We start from the raw sequence: 17171 nt of genomic DNA, 5'->3' as shown, positions 1-17171 counted from the left end.
ACCGTTACTAAAAGGACACATCATGGCGCTGCGCAGCTTTTCCGATTACCGGGTACTGATCGTGCCGGGCTTGCATAACAGCGGTCCCGAGCATTGGCAGAGCCGCTGGCAGCGCCTGTATCCGCAATTCGAGCGGGTCGAGCAGGGCGACTGGAACGCGCCCGACCTGGCCACCTGGTCGGCGCGGCTGGACCAGGTGCGGCGGCAGGATGCGCGCCCGACCCTGATCGTCGCCCACAGCTTCGGCTGCCTGACGACGGCGCACAGCCTGGCGCGCGATCCGCAGGGCGTGGCCGGCGTGCTGCTGGTGGGACCAGCCGATCCCGACAAGTTTGGCGTGGCGAAGGCATTGCCGCAAAAGCGGCTGCCTTGCCCCGGCATCCTGATCGCCAGCCAGACCGATCCGTGGATGACGGCCGAACACGCGGCGCAGTGGGCACGGCGCTGGAATTGCAAGTATATTGATGGCGGTGCGCTGGGCCATATCAACGCCGAGTCGCGCCTTGGCGACTGGGTCTACGGCCAGGCGCAATTGCAAACGCTGTTTGATCTGGCGCAAAGCGACAAGCGCCACCGTCAGGCAGCCTGATTCGACCAACATCCCGATACACAACCTCACAGGAGATCACGATGACTTTACGCCTGGGCGATGTCGCCCCTGATTTTGAACAAGACAGCTCGATAGGCCCGCTCAAGTTCCACGAGTGGGCGGGCAATTCCTGGGTGGTGCTGTTTTCCCATCCGGCCGACTTTACCCCCGTATGCACGACGGAACTGGGCTTGACGGCCAAGCTCAAGCCGGAATTCGACAAGCGCAACGTAAAGGCCATCGCCCTGTCCGTGGACGCGGCCGAGTCGCACAAGAGCTGGATCAAGGATATCGAAGAGACGCAAAACACGGTCGTGGGCTTCCCCATCATCGCCGACGTCGACAAGAAAGTGTCGGTGCTGTACGACATGATCCACCCGGAACAGTCCGTCACGGCCACCGTGCGCTCCGTCTTCATCATCGACCCGAACAAGAAAGTGCGGCTGATCCTCACGTACCCGCTGAGCACGGGCCGCAACTTCAATGAAATCCTGCGCGTCATCGACGCCTTGCAACTGACGGACGGCTATACGGTGGCCACGCCAGGCAACTGGAAAGACGGCGACGACGTCATCATTCCATTGACTGTGCAAGATCCGGACGTGATCAAGCAGAAGTATCCGAAGGGGTTTACGGCAGCGAAACCTTATCTTCGTCTGACGCCGCAGCCGAACAAGTAAGAACGGGGTCAGTCGCTTCGCGATTGAAATGCGTCCTACTAGGACGCATTTCCCCGTCGGGTCTGACCCCAGCCGTCAAGGTGTTGGGTTAAGTGTGTGCCCACCCCAACCCCACCCCAAAAGCCGGGGTCGGACCCGCAGGGTCCGACCCCTTTTTTTCGCCCATAGATTCCGCCAGCAAGTATGCAAAATCCATCTAAGCAAATGAGAAATGGTTAGTTCTTTTTATAACGGTTGCATGTGATTATTGCGCCCTATAACTCAAAAATGTAATAAGAAGGGGTTTCTATGTCTGCAGCATCAGCAGCACCGCTCAAGGCGCGCGGAGCGCCGTTTCGGGTCATGCCGGGGTTTAAGCTGTCTCTGGGCTTCACGCTCTTTTACCTGGCCCTGATCGTTCTCATCCCGCTGTCGTCGGTGTTCCTGAAGACCTTCACCATGACATGGGACGCCTTCTTCAGCGCCGTCACGTCCGACCGCGTGATGGCGTCCTACCGCCTGACGTTTGGCGCGTCGTTGATCGCCGCCCTGTTGAACGTGGTGTTTGGCGGCATCCTGGCCTGGGTGCTGGTGCGTTATAAATTCCCCGGCAAGCGCATCATCGACGCGCTGGTCGACTTGCCGTTCGCCTTGCCGACGGCCGTGGCCGGCATCACCCTGACGGCCCTGTATTCGTCGAACGGCTGGTTCGGCCAGTTCATCGAAGGCGTGCTGGGCATCAAGGTGGCGTTTACGCCGCTGGGCGTGGTGGTGGCGCTGACCTTCATCGGCTTGCCCTTTGTCGTGCGCACTGTGCAACCGGTGCTGGAAGACGCGGAAAAGGAACTGGAAGAAGCGGCCGCCAGCCTGGGCGCCAATTCCCTGCAAACGTTTATCCGCGTCATCTTCCCCACGATCTTGCCGTCCTTGCTGACGGGCTTTGCGCTGGCCTTTGCCCGCGCCACGGGCGAGTACGGTTCCGTGATCTTTATCGCCGGCAATATGCCGATGGTGTCGGAAATCACGCCGCTGTTCATTATTACCAAGCTGGAACAATACGATTACGCAGGCGCCACGGCCATCGCCGTGGTGATGCTGGTGGTCTCCTTTTTGCTGTTGTTGACGATTAACTTGCTTCAAGCATGGACGCGCGGAAAGGCGAAGAAATCATGAGTACGAATACGACTGCCGCCGCTGGCGTGGACAAGGCGCTGCCGACAGCGCGCCGCTTCGAACCGAATGTCGGCCCCGTTGTGCTGGAACCATTGTGGGTACGAACGGTATTGATCACCATCGCCTTGCTGTTCCTGACAGCCTTCCTCATCGTGCCCCTGGTGGCCGTGTTTGCGGAAGCGTTCAAGAAGGGCTGGGAAGCGTATATCGCCGCCATCATTGATCCGGACGCGATTTCCGCGATTAAATTGACCCTGATCACGGCCGCCATCGCCGTGCCGCTGAACCTGGTATTCGGCGTGGCCGCTTCCTGGTGCATCGCCAAGTTCGAGTTCCGCGGCAAGAGCATCTTGCTGACCCTGATCGACTTGCCGTTTTCCGTCTCGCCCGTCATTTCCGGCCTGATCTATGTGCTGATGTTTGGCGCCCAGGGCTGGTTCGGCCCGTGGCTGCAGGCGCACGACATCAAGATTTTGTTTGCCGTGCCCGGCATCGTGCTGGCCACCATCTTCATCACCTTCCCGTTCGTCGCGCGTGAATTGATCCCGCTGATGCAGTCGCAGGGCAGCGAAGAGGAAGAGGCCGCTATCGTGCTGGGCGCGTCGGGCTGGAACACTTTCCGCCGAGTCACCTTGCCGAATATCAAGTGGGGTCTGCTGTATGGCGTGATCCTGTGTAACGCCCGCGCCATGGGCGAGTTCGGCGCCGTGTCCGTGGTCTCCGGCCATATCCGCGGCGAAACGAACACCATGCCGCTGCAAGTGGAGATTCTGTACAACGAGTACAACTTCGCCGCCGCATTTGCCGTCGCCTCCCTGCTGGCCTTGCTGGCCTTGGTGACCCTGGCCTTGAAAGCTTTCATTGAGTGGCGTTTGAACGAGAGCGACGCCGACGATTCCGCCTTACGTTCTACGGAGCACTGACATGACCATCGCAGTTAAAAACATCCACAAGCGTTTTGGCGATTTCGTCGCCCTCGACAATATCTCGCTGGACTTTCCCGCCGGCGAATTGACGGCCCTGCTGGGCCCTTCGGGTTGCGGCAAGACCACCTTGCTGCGCATCATTGCCGGCCTCGAACATCCGGACAGCGGGCAAGTGCTGCTGGACGCGGAAGATGCGTCGAACCGCCACGTGCGCGAGCGACAAGTCGGTTTCGTTTTTCAACACTATGCGCTGTTCAAGCACATGACCGTGTTTGAAAACGTGGCCTTCGGCTTGCGCGTGAAGTCGCGCAGCGAGCGCCCGTCGGAAGACCAGATCCGCCGCAAGGTCAAGGATTTGCTGGAACTGGTGCAGCTGGACTGGCTGGCCGACCGCTATCCGCCGCAGTTGTCGGGCGGACAACGCCAGCGTATCGCCCTGGCGCGCGCCTTGGCCGTGGAGCCGCGCGTGCTGCTGCTCGATGAACCGTTCGGCGCTCTCGATGCCAAGGTGCGCAAGGAATTGCGCCGCTGGCTGCGCCGCCTGCATGACGACTTGCACGTCACCAGCATTTTCGTCACGCACGACCAGGAAGAAGCGCTGGAAGTGGCCGACCAGGTCGTGCTGATGAACAAGGGCACCGTCGAGCAACTCGGTTCCCCTGAGCAAGTCTACAACCACCCGGCGTCCCCGTTCGTCTACGGCTTCCTCGGCAACGTCAACCTGTTCCACGGCCGCGTGCATGACGGCGTGATGGCCACCGGCGACGCCAGCTTCGAGGTGCCTGATTATGCGGGCGTGAGCGACAGCAAGGGCACGGCTTATGTGCGGCCGCATGACCTGGAAATCGACCGCTACACGCAGGGCGCGGAAGGCATCGTCGTCAAGCTGAGCCGCGCGCATGCCATCGGTCCGCTGGCCCAGCTGGACTTGCAGCGCGTCGATAACAGCGAGCTGATCGAAGCGGTGATGTCGAACGAGCGTTTTACGCATCTGCAGCTGAAAGAAGGCGAGACGTTAGTTGTCCGCCCGAAACGTCTGCACGTATTCGTTGAACCGACAAGAACCTGAGAGGCTGGGACACTATGAATTTTCAACAACTGCGTTCGATCCGCGAAGCGGCCCGCCGCGGCTATAACCTGACGGAAGTGGCCAACGCCCTGTTCACGTCGCAGCCGGGCGTGAGCCGGCAAATCCGCGAACTCGAGGACGAGCTGGGCGTGGTGATTTTCGAGCGCAACGGCAAGCGCTTGACGGGTTTGACGGAGCCGGGCAAGGGCATCCTGAAGATCGTCGACCGCCTGTTGATCGAGGCGGAAAACCTGCAGCAGGCCAGTCTCGAATACAGCGGCCAGACCAGCGGGACGTTATCCGTGGCGGCCACGCACACACAGGCGCGCTATGCGTTGCCGAAAGTGGTGCAGGGCTTCCGCGCCGCTTTCCCCGAGGTCCGCATCGCGCTGCAGCAAAGCGCGCCCGAACACATCGCGGAATGGGTGCTGTCGGGTAAGACCGATATCGGCATCGCCACGGAAGGCTTGAGCCAGTTTCCCGACCTCGTGTCGTTTCCGTGCTACCGCTGGAGCCATCTGATCGTCGTGCCGGACGGCCACCCGCTGCTCGAGCACTCGCCGATCCGCCTGGAAGACCTGGCGAAATACCCGTTGATCACCTACGACAAGGGGTTCACGGGACGCGGCCATATCGACGATGCATTCGCCAAGGCGGGCGTGACGACCGACATCATTTTGACGGCCATGGATTCGGACGTCATCAAGCAGTACGTGGCGCTGGGCTTGGGCGTGGGCATCGTGGCTTCGATGGCCTTCGATCATGGCCGCGACAAGGGGCTAAGGGCCGTGGAAGCGTCGCACCTGTTCGCCACCAACACGACGCGCCTGGCCGTGCGGCGCGGCGCCTACCTGCGCGCCTACGCCTACGAGTTCATCCTGCAGCTGGCGCCGGACTTGACGCGCGAAGACATCGACCGCGCCATGGCGGGAGAGGAAGCGCTCTAGGCGATGGCCGCCCGCTGCGTGCGCGTCAGGCTGGCCACGGCGCGCGCGTGGCTATCTTGCACCAGTTCCGCCAGGTAATCGGCGGGGAAGCGCGCCACGTCGACGATGGTCACCCAGTGAAAGCGGCCCATGTAGCGGGCCGGTTTGACGCCGGGCATGTCCGTCAGTTCGATAAAGCGCTCGGCGCTGACCCGCAGGCTGAAGCGCCACTGCTCGGGTGCGCTGGTCTTGAAATAGGCAAATTTCTTGCCGCTCACTTCACACACGAGGATGTTCGACGGCGGGCCATGCAGCACTGCTTGCGCGCCGGGCAGGGCCGCGCAAAATTGCTTCAGTTCATCTGTTGTCATTCGTCCACCGCCATGAATTGTTGCGTGTTGTGGTCGAAGGCATAGGCCGATCCGGCCGGAGAATCCAGCAGCGCAATACAACGATCGTCCACGCTGAGCACGGCGCCCACCGATACGAGGGCCACGTTGGCGCTGTCGTTCATGTAGTCGTCGCTTTCGTCGTTGGCCGTGAAGCGCCAGCCGCTGTCGTCGTCGTTGTCCGGTTCCTCGCGGTAGAGATAGCCGACGGGCGCGCCGTCTTCCAGCACTTTTTTCGTCACGAAGCACAGGCCCGCGTAGCGGTTGACGAGGTTATCATCATCGTCGTGCTGGGTATTGATGATGTGGCGCGCCGTGAAGGCGATGGGGTCTTTCGCCTGCAAATCGGCGATGTAGCCGGGCATGTTGTCGAGCTTGCCGGTGAAGTGCCCATACGGCTCGACCGTATCGACCAGCACCCACATGCGCTCGGCACCCGGCGCTTGCGGGTCGTCGCTGTGGAAGGCGAAGATCAGCTTGACCACTTCGCCGGGGCGCACCTGGGCGATGGCCTCGGGCGGCGATTTATAAAAAGTATAGGGATGGCGCGCCGCCAGTTCGGCGGCGTCGGCCAGGTGCCAGCTGGGCATGGTGGTCCGTCATCGGAGTCGAAGAGCTCCCATGGTAGCTGATTGCCCGCCGGCCTGGCTACTCCCCACGCCAGTTCAGGCTGCCTTGCGGGCAAACAGCCTGGCCGCCAGCAGTACGCCGGCCGCGCCCATGACCCAGGCCGTGGTGCTGCTGGAAAAACCGACCAGCGTATTGGCGGCGATCTTGCCCGCTTGCGGCTTGACCAGGGCCATGCGGCGCTGAGTCATCTGTGCGCCCAGCTCGCTCAAGCGCCTTGCTGTCAGCTGCGTCTCGGCTTCCGGCAGCAGCACGGTTTCTTCATCGGCGACATGGTGCAGCACGCCGCGCATCATTTCCAGCAGCAGGGTGTCATGGCGCGTGGTCGCCGCATCGGTCGCGCGCAATTCGGCGATCAGGCGGCGCATTTCCTGGTGCTCTGGCACGCTTTTCTGGCGAACCGCGGCATCGCCGTCCAGCTGGCGCATCTGCGGATAGAAAATTTCCTCTTCCAGCTGCGCGTGGATGTCCAGTGCGCTACAGATGGTTTCTGCCAGGGCTTTTTTGACGGCAGGTTTTTTGCTGGTGGTGTACTGATGGAAGGCCAGCAGCACGTGGCTATGGTCGAAGCGGATCATGTCGGTGATGGAGGGACTCAATTTGCTTAAAGTCAGCATGGCGTGCTCCGTGATGGATGTCGGCAGGAGCATGCATGATAGGGCGCGGCGAGGGGCCGTCCGGCAGGAAGCATGGCGTTTGTCTGCGCTGGCGCAAGACGGCGTGCGATAAAGTCGGCCGGGCTTGCCTGAACGGCGCATGCGTCTGTGTGCATTAACAACACTTCCATCCAGTCAGCAGGTTTCGTCGTCCCGGTTGTACGAAGCATGACACTACGCAAAGCAGGCTAATGCATTCAATGCATGAGACCGATTGAAATTTTCAATGACTCAAGATGTTTCTTTTATTGCATTTTGATTTCCTGAATGATATCTTTTGTCCAATCGCAAAGAAGCGTAATAAAAATATAAACAACATTGTAATTTTTGAAATTCATCAATAGGGGAAACTATGAACATGACTAAACGTGCTGTACTGGGTCTCTGCCTTGCTGTCTCGGCTTGCCTGGCGCCACTGGCCCAAGCTGCGAGCTGGGTGGAAATTACCGATCCTGCCATGAGCGGCTTCGCTGTGGGCAGCAAGACCGTCACCTACGGCAGCGTGGCAGCGGACTCGGTCTGGGTCTTTGACGGCGCCAACCCGTCGGGCGCGCAAAGTGCGGCCGCCATCAAGAGCTTGGTCAGCAGCAAATTTGGTCTGCCATCGAGCGGCACCGGTTCGCTGGTCTTGGCCGCCCAGGGCGACCTGGTCAGCAGCAAGTCCGGTTCGTTCACTGTCAACTCCAGCTTCGACTACCTGGCCGTGCATTATGGCCGTGGCGAACTGTTGTTCCACTGGGATACGCCGCTGGCCGCCAATACGGTTTTCAGCATTGCTAACCTGCCGCGTGGCCTGAGCAATTTCCGCGCGTTCAACTCGGTCTCGGCCGTGCCTGAGCCAGCGACCTACGGCATGATGCTGCTGGGCCTGGGCCTGGTCGGTTTTGCCGCGCGCCGCCGCCGCGCCTGAGCCTGATGCGCCTGCGGGCGCAAGACGTGAAAAAGCCCGGAAACGCACTGTGCGTTCCGGGCTTTTTGCATGGCAGAGCGTTATTTACCAGCTATAGCCAGCCTTGGCGTAGTAGTAGCGGCCGTTGAAACCGTTCGGCGCGAAGATGCTGTAGGGCTGGGTACCGTTGACGTTCAGGTTGCCGGCGCTCGTCACTTGCGCCGGGTAGCGGTTGGTCACGTTGTCGATGCCAGCCACGAGGCGCCAGTTCTTGCCCAGTTTCACGGAACCGGACACGTCCAGCACCCATTGCGGGTCATACGTCTGGTCCAGCTTGACGTCGTTCTGCGGCACGGTGAAGCTGCCGTAGCGCGTCACGACGCCATGCGCATTCCAGATGCCGAAACCGTAGTCGGCGGCCAGGCTGAACTTGTCCTTCGGCGACGCCACCGTGATGCGGTCGATGCTCTGGCGGTCGATCAGTTTCAGGTTGTTGGCCGTCAGAATGGCCGGATTGTCGGCGATTTTCTGTACCTTGCTCTTGTTGTGGTTGTACGCCACGGTGAGGTCGAGGCGGTCCTTGTCCTGCAGGTCGATGCGGTAGGTGCTGACGATGTCGACGCCTTCCGTGCGCGTGTCGACGGCGTTGGTGAAATAGCGTCCCGAGCCCACAGGCGTGCCTTGCGCGGCCAGGACGCTTTTCAATGCATTGTTGAGGACCAGATTGGCCGAGAACAGGATGCGGTTGTCGATGTCGATGCGGTAGGCATCCACCGTCGTCGTGAAGTTGCGGTTAGGCTGGAACTGCAGGCCCAGGCTGTAGTTGCGGGCCTTTTCCGGTTTCAGATCCTGTGCACCGAGGGCGCGCGCCTGCGGCGTGTTGACGGCGAAGGTACCCGTCTCGATCGGCGTGTTGACGCCGTTGACGACCTGGAAGTTGGTGGTGGTGATGGTGTAGTACTGCTGCGCCAGCGATGGCGCGCGGAAGCCGCTCGACACCGTGCCGCGCAGGGACAGGGCATCCGTGAACGCATAGCGTGCGGAACCCTTGGCCGAGGTGGTGCTGCCGAAATCGCTGTAGCGCTCATGGCGCAGGGCCACGCCGCCCGACAGTTTCTTCGTCGCTTCCGCTTCCAGGTTCACATAGATCGACTCGTTGTGGCGCGAGTGGCTGCCCGCGTTGGCAGGACGGAAGCCGGCAAAGCCTTGCGAGCCGCCGCCCGTGTACGACGCCTCGTCGCCAGCGCCGATGCTGTACTTTTCATGGCGCGCTTCGGCGCCCACGGCTACCGTCAGCGGGCCCGTAAAGTAGGAGACGGGGAACTCGCGCGCCGCATCGAGGTTGAATACGGTCTGTTCGTTTTTCAGCGAGCCGGCATAGAAATGCGTGGGGCTGTTCGCGCCCAGCGACTGGTTGACCGTGTTGTCGAGGTCCAGTTCGAACTTGTTGCTGCCGTAGTTCAGGCTGGCATCCCAGCGCCAGCCGGCCGCCTCGCCGCGCAAGCCCGTGACGATGGACTGGTCCGTCAGGGTGCTGTTTTGCAGCGGCAAGAAGCCTTCCGGGAACAGCGGCGTGCGCAGGGCGGTGCCGTTGTAGGCCGTGCGCCAGGTGGCGGCGGCCGACGTGTCGCGCTTGCCATAGTTGCCGAAGGCGTACCAGTCGATGTTGTCGTTGATGCGGTATTCGCTGTTGATGAAAATCGTCGCCGGCTTGCTTTCCGGATCGCCATAGCGCTGGTTGACCTTGCCGTAGCGCGGCTCCAGCGGATTGCGGAAGTCGGCGCCGGCGCGGTTGGTCGGATCGCGTTCCGCCACTTCCGCCGAGACGCGCACCCAGCCGTCGTCGCCCAGCGCGAAGCCGGCCGAGCCCTTGATGGATTTCTGCTTGCCGTCGCGTTCCTGCGTCTGGCCATAGCCCACTTCGACGTCGCCGCCGGCCGCGCCTTTTTTCAGGATGATGTTGATTACGCCGGCAATCGCGTCGGAACCGTACTGGGCCGCCGCGCCATCGCGCAGCACTTCCACGTGGTCGATGGCGGCCAGCGGGATGGCGTTCAGGTCGACGGGCGCCGAGCCGCGGCCCAGCGAACCGTTGACGTTGACGACGGCCGACGTGTAGCGGCGCTTGCCGTTCACCAGCACCAGGGTCTGATCGGGCGACAGGCCGCGCAGCTGGGCCGGACGCACGGCGTCGCTGGCGTCGGCGCCCGTGGCGCGGGCAAAGTTCAGCGATGGCAGCAGGCGCGCCAGCACGGTCGCCAGTTCGCCCGAACCCGTGCTTTGCAGGTCGCGCGAGGTGAGGATGTCGATCGGCGATTCGGAATCGATGGTGCGGCGGTTCTTGGCGAAGGTGCCGGTGACTACCACCGATTGCAATTCGCCTTCGGCCGGCAGCTCTTGCTGCGCTTGCGCCTGCATCGGCAGGCTGAAGCAGGCGACCAGGCTGACGGCGATAACGGTTTTGACGGGGAGGGCGGGAAGCTGGGAGCGGGCGGTGCTTGAACTCATCGACGATATCTCTTCGGTTGGTGGTTGCGCGGACCATGGCGGTCCGATGATGCAATCAGATTAACAGTGGGCACGCGGCGTGCTTACGAATCGTTCTGTCTATCGATATGCAATAAATATCTGAAAGACGTCAACATGGCGCGAGTAGCGCATATGGCCTCGTTTCCAGCATACGACCGGGCAAGGCAAGGCCGCAATGCTGCACAGCAGTAAATTGCCAGCTGTTGTATAAATACGACTATCTGCGATGAGAGTGGGAAGCCTGGCGGCGGCCTGCGCCGCCAGACGGAGCGCGCTTACTGCCCAGGGTTGGGCAGGCTGGCGTGGATGGCGTCGACGGCCGCCACGAGGTCTGGCGACAGGCTGACTTGATGGGCGTCGATATTTTGCTGCAACTGCGCCACGCTGGTGGCGCCGATGATGGTCGAGGCCACGAACCAGCGCGAGTAGCACCAGGCCAGGGCCAGCTGCGCCGGCGTCAAGCCGTGCGCGCGGGCCAGCGCCGCATACTGGGCGGCTGCCGCTATGGTAGCGGGGCGCACGTAGCGTGGACTCCAGCCGGGCGGGAAAATCGTCAGGCGGCCCCTGGCTTGCGGATTGTCGAGGTATTTCGCCGTCAGCTGGCCGAACGCCAGCGGGCTGTAGGCCAGCAAGCTGACATTTTCCCGGTGGCAGGTTTCGTCGAGCAAGCTCGTCTCGAAATGGCGTGCCGTCAGGTTGTACAGGTTCTGGATCGAGGCGATGCGCGGCAAGCCCTTCAGCTCGGCCTGCTTGATGTATTCGCACACGCCCCACGACGATTCGTTCGACACGCCGATGTGGCCGATCTTACCCTCGTCGACCAGCTTGCCCAGCACGGCCAGCGTGTCTTCGATGGCGACCGACGCGTGTTCCTTGCGCGGGTTGTACACGCTGGCGCCGAAGATGGGCAGGTTGCGGCTGGGCCAATGCAACTGGTACAGGTCGATGTGCTCCGTCTGCAGCCGGCGCAGGCTGTCCTCGACGGCGGCGCGGATGTTGACGGCGTCGTGGTCCGTCTTGCCATTGCGTATCCAGTGCATGCGCGAGTTCGGCCCGGCCACCTTGCTGGCCAGCACGATCTGGCCGCGCTTGCCGCTTTTCTTCAGCCAGCTGCCGATGTAGCGCTCGGTGCTGCCCTGCGTTTGCGCGCTGGCCATCACCGGATACATCTCGGCCGTGTCGATGAAGTTGATACCGCGTTCCAGCGCGTAATCGAGCTGGCTGTGCGCTTCGGCTTCGCTATTCTGCTCGCCGAAGGTCATCGTGCCCAGGCAGATCGTGCTCACTTCCAGGCTGCTGGAACCCAGCTTGACCTTGTCGATCATTTCGCCTGCTTGCCGCGCAACGCGCGGGCGCAATCCTTGATCAGGGCGGGGCCCGCGTAGATCAGGCCGCTGTACAGCTGCACCAGCTGCGCGCCAGCCTCGAACTTGGCCACGGCGTCCAGGCCCTGCATGATGCCGCCCACGCCGATGATGGGCAAGGCGTCGCCCAGTTCCGCTTTCAGCAAGCGGATGACATTGTTCGACAGTTCGAACACGGGCGCGCCCGACAGGCCGCCCGCTTCCGCGCCGTGCGGCATGCCTTCGACGGCGCTGCGCGACAGGGTCGTGTTGGTGGCGATGACGCCGTCGATCTGGTGGCGCGTGAGCGACTCGGCGATGCTTTTCACCTGTTCGCCATCCATGTCCGGCGCGATTTTCAGGGCCAGCGGCACGTAGCGCTTGTGCTTGTCCGCCAGGCGTGCCTGGGCTTCCTTGAGCTGCGACAGCAGGGCGTCGAGTTCGGACGCGCCCTGCAACTGGCGCAAATTCTTCGTGTTCGGCGACGAGATGTTCACCGTCACATAGCTGGCATACGGGTAGACTTTTTCAAGGCACAGCAGGTAATCGTCGGCCGCGCGCTCGATGGGCGTGTCGGCGTTCTTGCCGATGTTCAGGCCCAGCACGCCCGCGCGGTTCTGGTAGAACTTCGACGCCTGCACGTTGGCGACAAAGGCGTCCACGCCGCCATTATTGAAACCCATGCGGTTGATGATGCCCTGCGCCTGCGGCAGGCGGAACATGCGCGGTTTCGGATTGCCCGCCTGCGCGCGCGGCGTGACGGTGCCCACTTCGATGGAACCAAAACCCAGGTCGGCCAGCGCGTCGATGTAGGCGCCATCCTTATCCAGACCGGCGGCCAGGCCGACCGGGTTGGGGAAGGTGATGCCCATCACCGTGCGCGGGTCCGCCGCCGGTTTGCCGGCCAGCTTCGTCAGGCCCAGCGCGCTGGCGCGTTTCAGGGCGGGCAGGGTGAGATGGTGGGCCGCTTCGGCATCCATCGAGAACAGCAGCGGGCGGGCGAGGGAGTACAGGAATTTTTCAGACATGGGGCGCTTTGAGTAGGTGTGCGGGCTGCCGGGAAGGGCTGGCGGCGCGCGAAATAAGTGCCGTATTTTACCGTGTTCCGCGCGGCTGCCGGGTGTATAGTTCTCTTTGGTCTAATGCAACATTAATTCATTCATAATTCGCATCGGGCCGCCGACCTTCCTGTTTTTTCTCTGTTCTGTTGACTTCATAAGCGAGACATCGATTGAAAAAGACACGCATCTTGACGGCCATCGCGGCCGCCAGCGCACTGCTGCTGAGCCACCCGGCCCTGGCCCTGCCCAATACGCAAGACACCCGCATGCTGAGCGAACCGGCCGTCTCCAGCCGCCACATCGCCTTCATCTATGCGGGCGATTTGTGGCTGTCGAACCTCGATGGCGGCGGCGCGCGGCGCCTGACCTCGGACCTGGGCGACAAGTCCAACCCCGTGTTTTCGCCCGACGGCAGCCTGATCGCGTATAGCGCGAATATCGACGGCAATATCGACGTGTATGTGATCGCGGCGGCCGGCGGCGTGCCGCGCCGCCTGACCTTCCACCCGGGCGTGGACCTGGCGCAGTCGTTCACGCCCGATGGCCGGTCCGTGATGTTTACCTCGCCCCGCGCCGCCTTCAACAACCGCTTCCAGAAGCTGTTTACGGTGCCGGTGGCGGGCGGCGTGGAAACGCAGCTGGAAATTCCGAATGCCTCGCGCGCCACGTATTCGCCCGATGGCAAGCGCATCGCGTACAACCCGCTGGCGCCCGCCTTCAAGCAGTGGAAGCGCTACCGGGGCGGCACCAATTCCTGGTTGTGGCTATTTTCGTCCAGCGACAAATCGATCGAGAAAATCCCCCAGCCGACGACGCGCTCGAACGACGTCGATCCCATGTGGATCAAGGACACCGTGTACTTCCGCTCCGACCGCAATGGCGAATTCAACCTGTTCGCCTACGACGTGAAAACGAAGGCCGTGCGCCAGCTGACGCGGCATGCGGACTTCCCCGTGCTGAACGCGTCGGCCGCGAACGGCACCATCGTCTACGAGCAGGCCGGCTATCTGCACGCGTTCGACATCGCCAGCGGCCAGGCGCACAAGCTGACCATCGCCGTGGCCAGCGACCTGGGACAGACGCGCCCACGCTGGGTCAAGAATGCGAAATACATCCGCGACGCGTCGATCTCGCCATCGGGCGCGCGCATCGCCTTCGAGTACCGGGGCGAGATCGTCACCATCCCCGCCGACAAGGGCGACGTGCGCAACCTGACGCAGACGGCCGGCGCCCACGAGCGCACGCCGATCTGGTCGCCCGATGGCCGCTCGGTCGCATATTTCTCGGACGAGTCGGGCGAATATGAACTGCATGTGCGGGCGCAGGATGGCAAGGGCGCGGTGCGCAAGTTCAAGCTCAATGGCAGCGGCTTCTATGACAACGCCGTTTGGTCGCCCGACAGCAGGAAGATCGCGTTTGCCGACAATGGCTGGAGCATGTATGTGATCGACGTCGGCACGGGCAAGGTGCAGAAGGTCGCCACGGAACCGATGTATGGCGTCGACAAGAGCATGCGCGCCTCATGGGCGCCCGACTCGCGCTGGCTGGCCTACACGCTCAACTCGCCCACCTACACGCGCAGCGCCTACATCTATTCCGTCGAGCAGAACAAGTCGATGCCGGTGACCGATGGCCTGTCCGACGTGGCCGAACCTGTGTTCGACAAGAGCGGCAAGTACCTGTACTTCTTCGCGTCGACGAATGCGGGCCCCAGCAACAACTGGTTCTCGCAGCAGAACGAAGACAATCTGGTGACGCGCACCGTGTGGATGGCCGTGTTGCGGCGCGACTTGCCGTCGCCCCTGATCAAGGAAAGCGACGAGGAAAAGGCCGCCAGCACGGAGAGTAAAAAAGACACGGCGAAGGCGGAAGCGGAGCCGAAGACTGAACCGAAGATCGATCCGAAGACGGGCCGCGACGATCCGAAAGTGGTAGTCGCACCGGTGGCGCCGATCAGCATCGACTTCGACGGCATCGCCACGCGCATCGTCGACTTGCCGCTGCCGGCCGCGCAGTTTTCCAGCCTGGCTGCCGGCGCCGCCGGGCAGATCTTTTTGCTGCGCGAAAGCGATGGCAAGAAGGCCGTGCAGCGCTTCGATCTGAAGGAGCGCAAGGCGGAAACCGTGGTCGCGGAGGCCGACGATTTCGAGGTCTCGGCCGACGGCAAGAAGCTGCTGTACCGCCAGAAGGATAACTGGGCCATGGGTTCCGCCACGGGCAAGCTGCTGATGCCGGGCGAAGGCAAGATCAAGGTCGACGCCATCGAAGTAAAAGCCGACCCGCGCGCCGAATGGACGCAGATTTTCAACGAAGTGTGGCGCATCAACCGCGATTATTTCTATGACCCGGGCATGCATGGCGTGGACTGGAAAGCCATGCGCGACAAGTACGCCGTGTTCCTGCCTGAGCTGTCGAGCCGCGCCGACCTGAACCGCCTGATCCAGTGGATGTGCAGCGAACTGGCCGTGGGCCATCACCGCGGCGGTGGCGGTGACGATTTTATCGAGGCGAAGAAGGTGCCGGGGGGGCTCCTGGGCGCCGACTATGAAGTGAGCGACGGCCATTACCGCTTCAAGAAAGTGTATGGCGGCTTGAACTGGAACCCGGCCCTGCGCGCGCCGCTGACGGAGCCGGGCCTGAACGTCAAGGCGGGCGAATACCTGCTGGCCGTCGACAGCCGCCCGCTGGCGCCGCCCACCAATTTGTACAGCGCCTTCGAGAACACGGCCGGCAAGGCCATCGACCTGACCGTCGGTCCATCGGCCGACGGCAAGGGCGCGCGCACGATCACAGTCGTGCCCGTGCCGACCGAGGATGCCTTGCGCAACCGCGACTGGATCGAAGGCAATATGCGCAAGGTCAATGCGGCCACGGGTGGCAAGGTGGCGTACGTGTACGTGCCGAATACGGCGGGCCTGGGCCACACCTACTTCAAGCGCTATTTCTTCCCGCAGGCGGACAGGCAGGCCATCATCGTCGACGAGCGTTTCAATGGCGGCGGCAGCGTGGCCGATTACTACATCGAGATCCTGCAGAAGAAGGAAATCGCCTGGTGGACCATGCGCTACGGCGCCGACATGAAGACGCCGTCCGCGTCGATCCAGGGCCCGCGCGCCATGCTGATCGACGAGACGGCCGGTTCGGGCGGCGACCTGCTGCCGTGGATGTTCCGCAAAAATAACTTGGGCCCGCTGATCGGCAAGGCCACGTGGGGCGGCCTGGTGGGCATCCTCGGCTTCCCCGTGCTGATGGATGGCGGCGCCATCACGGCGCCGAACCTGGCGTTCTGGACGCGCGAAAACGGCTGGGGCGTGGAAAACGAAGGCGTGCCGCCCGATATCGAAGTCGAGCAAACGCCGGCCGACGTCATCGCCGGCCGCGATCCGCAGCTGGAAAAAGCGATTGAAGTGATCCAGGCCGAGCTGGCGAAGAATCCGCCCGTGCTGCCCAAGCGTCCGGCGTTTCCGGATAAAAGTAAATAAAAGGCGTAGGTCTGATTAGCGGAGCGTAATCCGACAATATTGTTGGCGCCGCCGGTGGTGTCGGATTACGCGCTTGCGCGCTAATCCGACCTACCAACTGCCCTCCCAGCGACATGCGCCTGGTTTTACATCACCACCCACTGTCCTTTGATCCTCGCTTCCAGCGGCTTGAAGTTGATTTTATAGGCCATCTTCGGGCTCTGCGCGATCCAGTAGCCGAGATACACATACGGCAGCCCCAGTTCGCGTGCCTGGGCGATCTGCCACAGCACGTTGTAGGTGCCGTACGAGGCACCCGGCACGTCCGGGTCGAAGAACGTATAGACGGACGACAGGCCATCGGCCAGCACGTCGATGATGCTGACCATGCGCAGGATGCCGTCGGGGTCACGGAACTCCACCAGGCGCGTGTTGACCCGGCTTTGCAGCAAAAACTGCGCATACTGGTCGCGGCTGTCCTGGTCCATGCCGCCGCCCGCGTGGCGCGTGCTCTGGTAGCGCAGATACAGTTCGTAGTGCTCGTCGAGGAAGGACAGGGTGGCCACGCCCGCCTGCAGGCCGGCGTGCCGGCTCCAGGCGCGGCGCTGGTTGCGGTTGGGCGTGAAATCGCCCGTCACCACGCGCACGGGGATGCAGGCCTGGCAGCCATCGCAATACGGGCGGTAGGTAAAAATGCCACTGCGGCGAAAGCCGTTGCGCACCAGTTCCGAATACACGTCGCTGTTGATCAGGTGCGAAGGCGTGGCCACCTGCGAGCGGGCCTGGCGGTCGTCCAGGTAGCTGCACGGGTACGGTGCCGTCGTGTAGAACTGCAGGGTGGCAAACGGTAGTTCGTTCAGGTGCGTCATGCTGA

The 17171-nt window shown here is 62.4% G+C and carries 15 protein-coding genes; 8 read left to right on the top strand and 7 right to left on the bottom strand.

Features of this window, described 5'->3' with window-relative positions; genetic code table 11:
- Positions 1 to 22 precede the first annotated feature (22 nt).
- From AC54AG_RS01975 to AC54AG_RS01950, 6 genes are all read left to right on the top strand, one after another.
- Positions 23 to 589, top strand: a complete 567-nt coding sequence (locus AC54AG_RS01975) for an RBBP9/YdeN family alpha/beta hydrolase (protein WP_331776888.1) — start codon at positions 23 to 25, stop codon at positions 587 to 589.
- A 41-nt stretch (positions 590 to 630) separates the two neighbouring features.
- Positions 631 to 1269 (top strand): peroxiredoxin, encoded by a 639-nt coding sequence (locus AC54AG_RS01970; RefSeq protein WP_034747512.1) that lies wholly within the window; start codon positions 631 to 633, stop codon positions 1267 to 1269.
- A gap of 342 nt (positions 1270 to 1611) precedes the next feature.
- The gene (cysT, locus tag AC54AG_RS01965; RefSeq protein ID WP_099408869.1) at positions 1612 to 2421 is read left to right on the top strand and encodes a sulfate ABC transporter permease subunit CysT; all 810 of its coding nucleotides are present in this window, start codon (positions 1612 to 1614) and stop codon (positions 2419 to 2421) included.
- On the top strand, positions 2418 to 3344 hold the full coding sequence (gene cysW, locus AC54AG_RS01960; protein WP_070301500.1) for a sulfate ABC transporter permease subunit CysW: 927 nt from the start codon (positions 2418 to 2420) through the stop codon (positions 3342 to 3344). Before cysT ends, cysW begins: the two co-directional genes overlap by 4 nt.
- 1 nt (position 3345) lies before the next feature.
- Entirely contained in the window at positions 3346 to 4416 is a 1071-nt protein-coding gene (locus AC54AG_RS01955) for a sulfate/molybdate ABC transporter ATP-binding protein (RefSeq protein WP_034747519.1), read from the top strand.
- A 14-nt stretch (positions 4417 to 4430) separates the two neighbouring features.
- Complete coding sequence (locus AC54AG_RS01950; RefSeq protein ID WP_070301441.1) at positions 4431 to 5363, top strand: CysB family HTH-type transcriptional regulator; 933 nt, start codon at positions 4431 to 4433, stop codon at positions 5361 to 5363.
- On the opposite strand, the gene AC54AG_RS01945 is transcribed toward AC54AG_RS01950, so the two are convergent.
- The 3 genes from AC54AG_RS01945 to AC54AG_RS01935 form a co-directional block, all read right to left on the bottom strand.
- The gene (locus tag AC54AG_RS01945; protein WP_496629368.1) at positions 5360 to 5713 is read right to left on the bottom strand and encodes an MmcQ/YjbR family DNA-binding protein; all 354 of its coding nucleotides are present in this window, start codon (positions 5711 to 5713) and stop codon (positions 5360 to 5362) included. The two genes, AC54AG_RS01950 and AC54AG_RS01945, sit on opposite strands and share 4 nt — an antisense overlap.
- Positions 5710 to 6321, bottom strand: a complete 612-nt coding sequence (locus AC54AG_RS01940; protein WP_496629367.1) for an immunity protein Imm33 domain-containing protein — start codon at positions 6319 to 6321, stop codon at positions 5710 to 5712. The genes AC54AG_RS01945 and AC54AG_RS01940 overlap by 4 nt, the downstream gene beginning before the upstream one ends.
- 75 nt (positions 6322 to 6396) lie before the next feature.
- Positions 6397 to 6975, bottom strand: coding sequence for a hemerythrin domain-containing protein (locus AC54AG_RS01935; protein WP_175444482.1), 579 nt, complete (start codon positions 6973 to 6975; stop codon positions 6397 to 6399).
- 397 nt (positions 6976 to 7372) lie between these two features.
- On the opposite strand from AC54AG_RS01935, the gene AC54AG_RS01930 reads away from it, so the two are divergent.
- On the top strand, positions 7373 to 7924 hold the full coding sequence (locus AC54AG_RS01930; RefSeq protein WP_496629366.1) for an FxDxF family PEP-CTERM protein: 552 nt from the start codon (positions 7373 to 7375) through the stop codon (positions 7922 to 7924).
- 84 nt (positions 7925 to 8008) lie between these two features.
- Here the strand turns inward: AC54AG_RS01930 and AC54AG_RS01925 are convergent, their stop codons facing one another.
- The 3 genes from AC54AG_RS01925 to AC54AG_RS01915 all read right to left on the bottom strand — a co-directional run bounded on the left by AC54AG_RS01925 (position 8009) and on the right by AC54AG_RS01915 (position 12803).
- Positions 8009 to 10411, bottom strand: a complete 2403-nt coding sequence (locus AC54AG_RS01925; RefSeq protein ID WP_496629365.1) for a TonB-dependent receptor plug domain-containing protein — start codon at positions 10409 to 10411, stop codon at positions 8009 to 8011.
- A 296-nt stretch (positions 10412 to 10707) separates the two neighbouring features.
- Positions 10708 to 11754 (bottom strand): aldo/keto reductase, encoded by a 1047-nt coding sequence (locus AC54AG_RS01920; RefSeq protein WP_331777335.1) that lies wholly within the window; start codon positions 11752 to 11754, stop codon positions 10708 to 10710.
- A complete protein-coding gene (locus AC54AG_RS01915; protein WP_128142159.1) occupies positions 11754 to 12803 on the bottom strand; it encodes a quinone-dependent dihydroorotate dehydrogenase in 1050 nt (349 codons plus the stop codon). The genes AC54AG_RS01920 and AC54AG_RS01915 overlap by 1 nt, the downstream gene beginning before the upstream one ends.
- Before the next feature lie 203 nt (positions 12804 to 13006).
- On the opposite strand from AC54AG_RS01915, the gene AC54AG_RS01910 reads away from it, so the two are divergent.
- Complete coding sequence (locus AC54AG_RS01910) at positions 13007 to 16318, top strand: S41 family peptidase (RefSeq protein WP_496629364.1); 3312 nt, start codon at positions 13007 to 13009, stop codon at positions 16316 to 16318.
- A 125-nt stretch (positions 16319 to 16443) separates the two neighbouring features.
- On the opposite strand, the gene AC54AG_RS01905 is transcribed toward AC54AG_RS01910, so the two are convergent.
- Positions 16444 to 17166, bottom strand: coding sequence for an arginyltransferase (locus AC54AG_RS01905; protein WP_070301448.1), 723 nt, complete (start codon positions 17164 to 17166; stop codon positions 16444 to 16446).
- Positions 17167 to 17171 lie beyond the last annotated feature (5 nt).

This window comes from Janthinobacterium sp. BCJ23 (assembly GCF_059617945.1).
Note: the sequence above shows the minus strand (reverse complement) of the source record. Positions and strands in the feature narration are given on the sequence as shown.

Bases quoted from the DNA above. Each gene is read 5' to 3' on its own strand.
- AC54AG_RS01925 (WP_496629365.1), bottom strand. From the start codon at position 10,411: ATGAGTTCAAGCACCGCCCGCTCCCAGCTTCCCGCCCTCCCCGTCAAA.
- AC54AG_RS01915 (WP_128142159.1), bottom strand. From the start codon at position 12,803: ATGTCTGAAAAATTCCTGTACTCCCTCGCCCGCCCGCTGCTGTTCTCG.
- cysW (WP_070301500.1), top strand. From the start codon at position 2,418: ATGAGTACGAATACGACTGCCGCCGCTGGCGTGGACAAGGCGCTGCCG.
- AC54AG_RS01975 (WP_331776888.1), top strand. From the start codon at position 23: ATGGCGCTGCGCAGCTTTTCCGATTACCGGGTACTGATCGTGCCGGGC.
- AC54AG_RS01935 (WP_175444482.1), bottom strand. From the start codon at position 6,975: ATGCTGACTTTAAGCAAATTGAGTCCCTCCATCACCGACATGATCCGC.
- AC54AG_RS01945 (WP_496629368.1), bottom strand. From the start codon at position 5,713: ATGACAACAGATGAACTGAAGCAATTTTGCGCGGCCCTGCCCGGCGCG.
- AC54AG_RS01955 (WP_034747519.1), top strand. From the start codon at position 3,346: ATGACCATCGCAGTTAAAAACATCCACAAGCGTTTTGGCGATTTCGTC.
- AC54AG_RS01905 (WP_070301448.1), bottom strand. From the start codon at position 17,166: ATGACGCACCTGAACGAACTACCGTTTGCCACCCTGCAGTTCTACACG.
- AC54AG_RS01970 (WP_034747512.1), top strand. From the start codon at position 631: ATGACTTTACGCCTGGGCGATGTCGCCCCTGATTTTGAACAAGACAGC.
- cysT (WP_099408869.1), top strand. From the start codon at position 1,612: ATGCCGGGGTTTAAGCTGTCTCTGGGCTTCACGCTCTTTTACCTGGCC.
- AC54AG_RS01940 (WP_496629367.1), bottom strand. From the start codon at position 6,321: ATGCCCAGCTGGCACCTGGCCGACGCCGCCGAACTGGCGGCGCGCCAT.
- AC54AG_RS01930 (WP_496629366.1), top strand. From the start codon at position 7,373: ATGACTAAACGTGCTGTACTGGGTCTCTGCCTTGCTGTCTCGGCTTGC.
- AC54AG_RS01950 (WP_070301441.1), top strand. From the start codon at position 4,431: ATGAATTTTCAACAACTGCGTTCGATCCGCGAAGCGGCCCGCCGCGGC.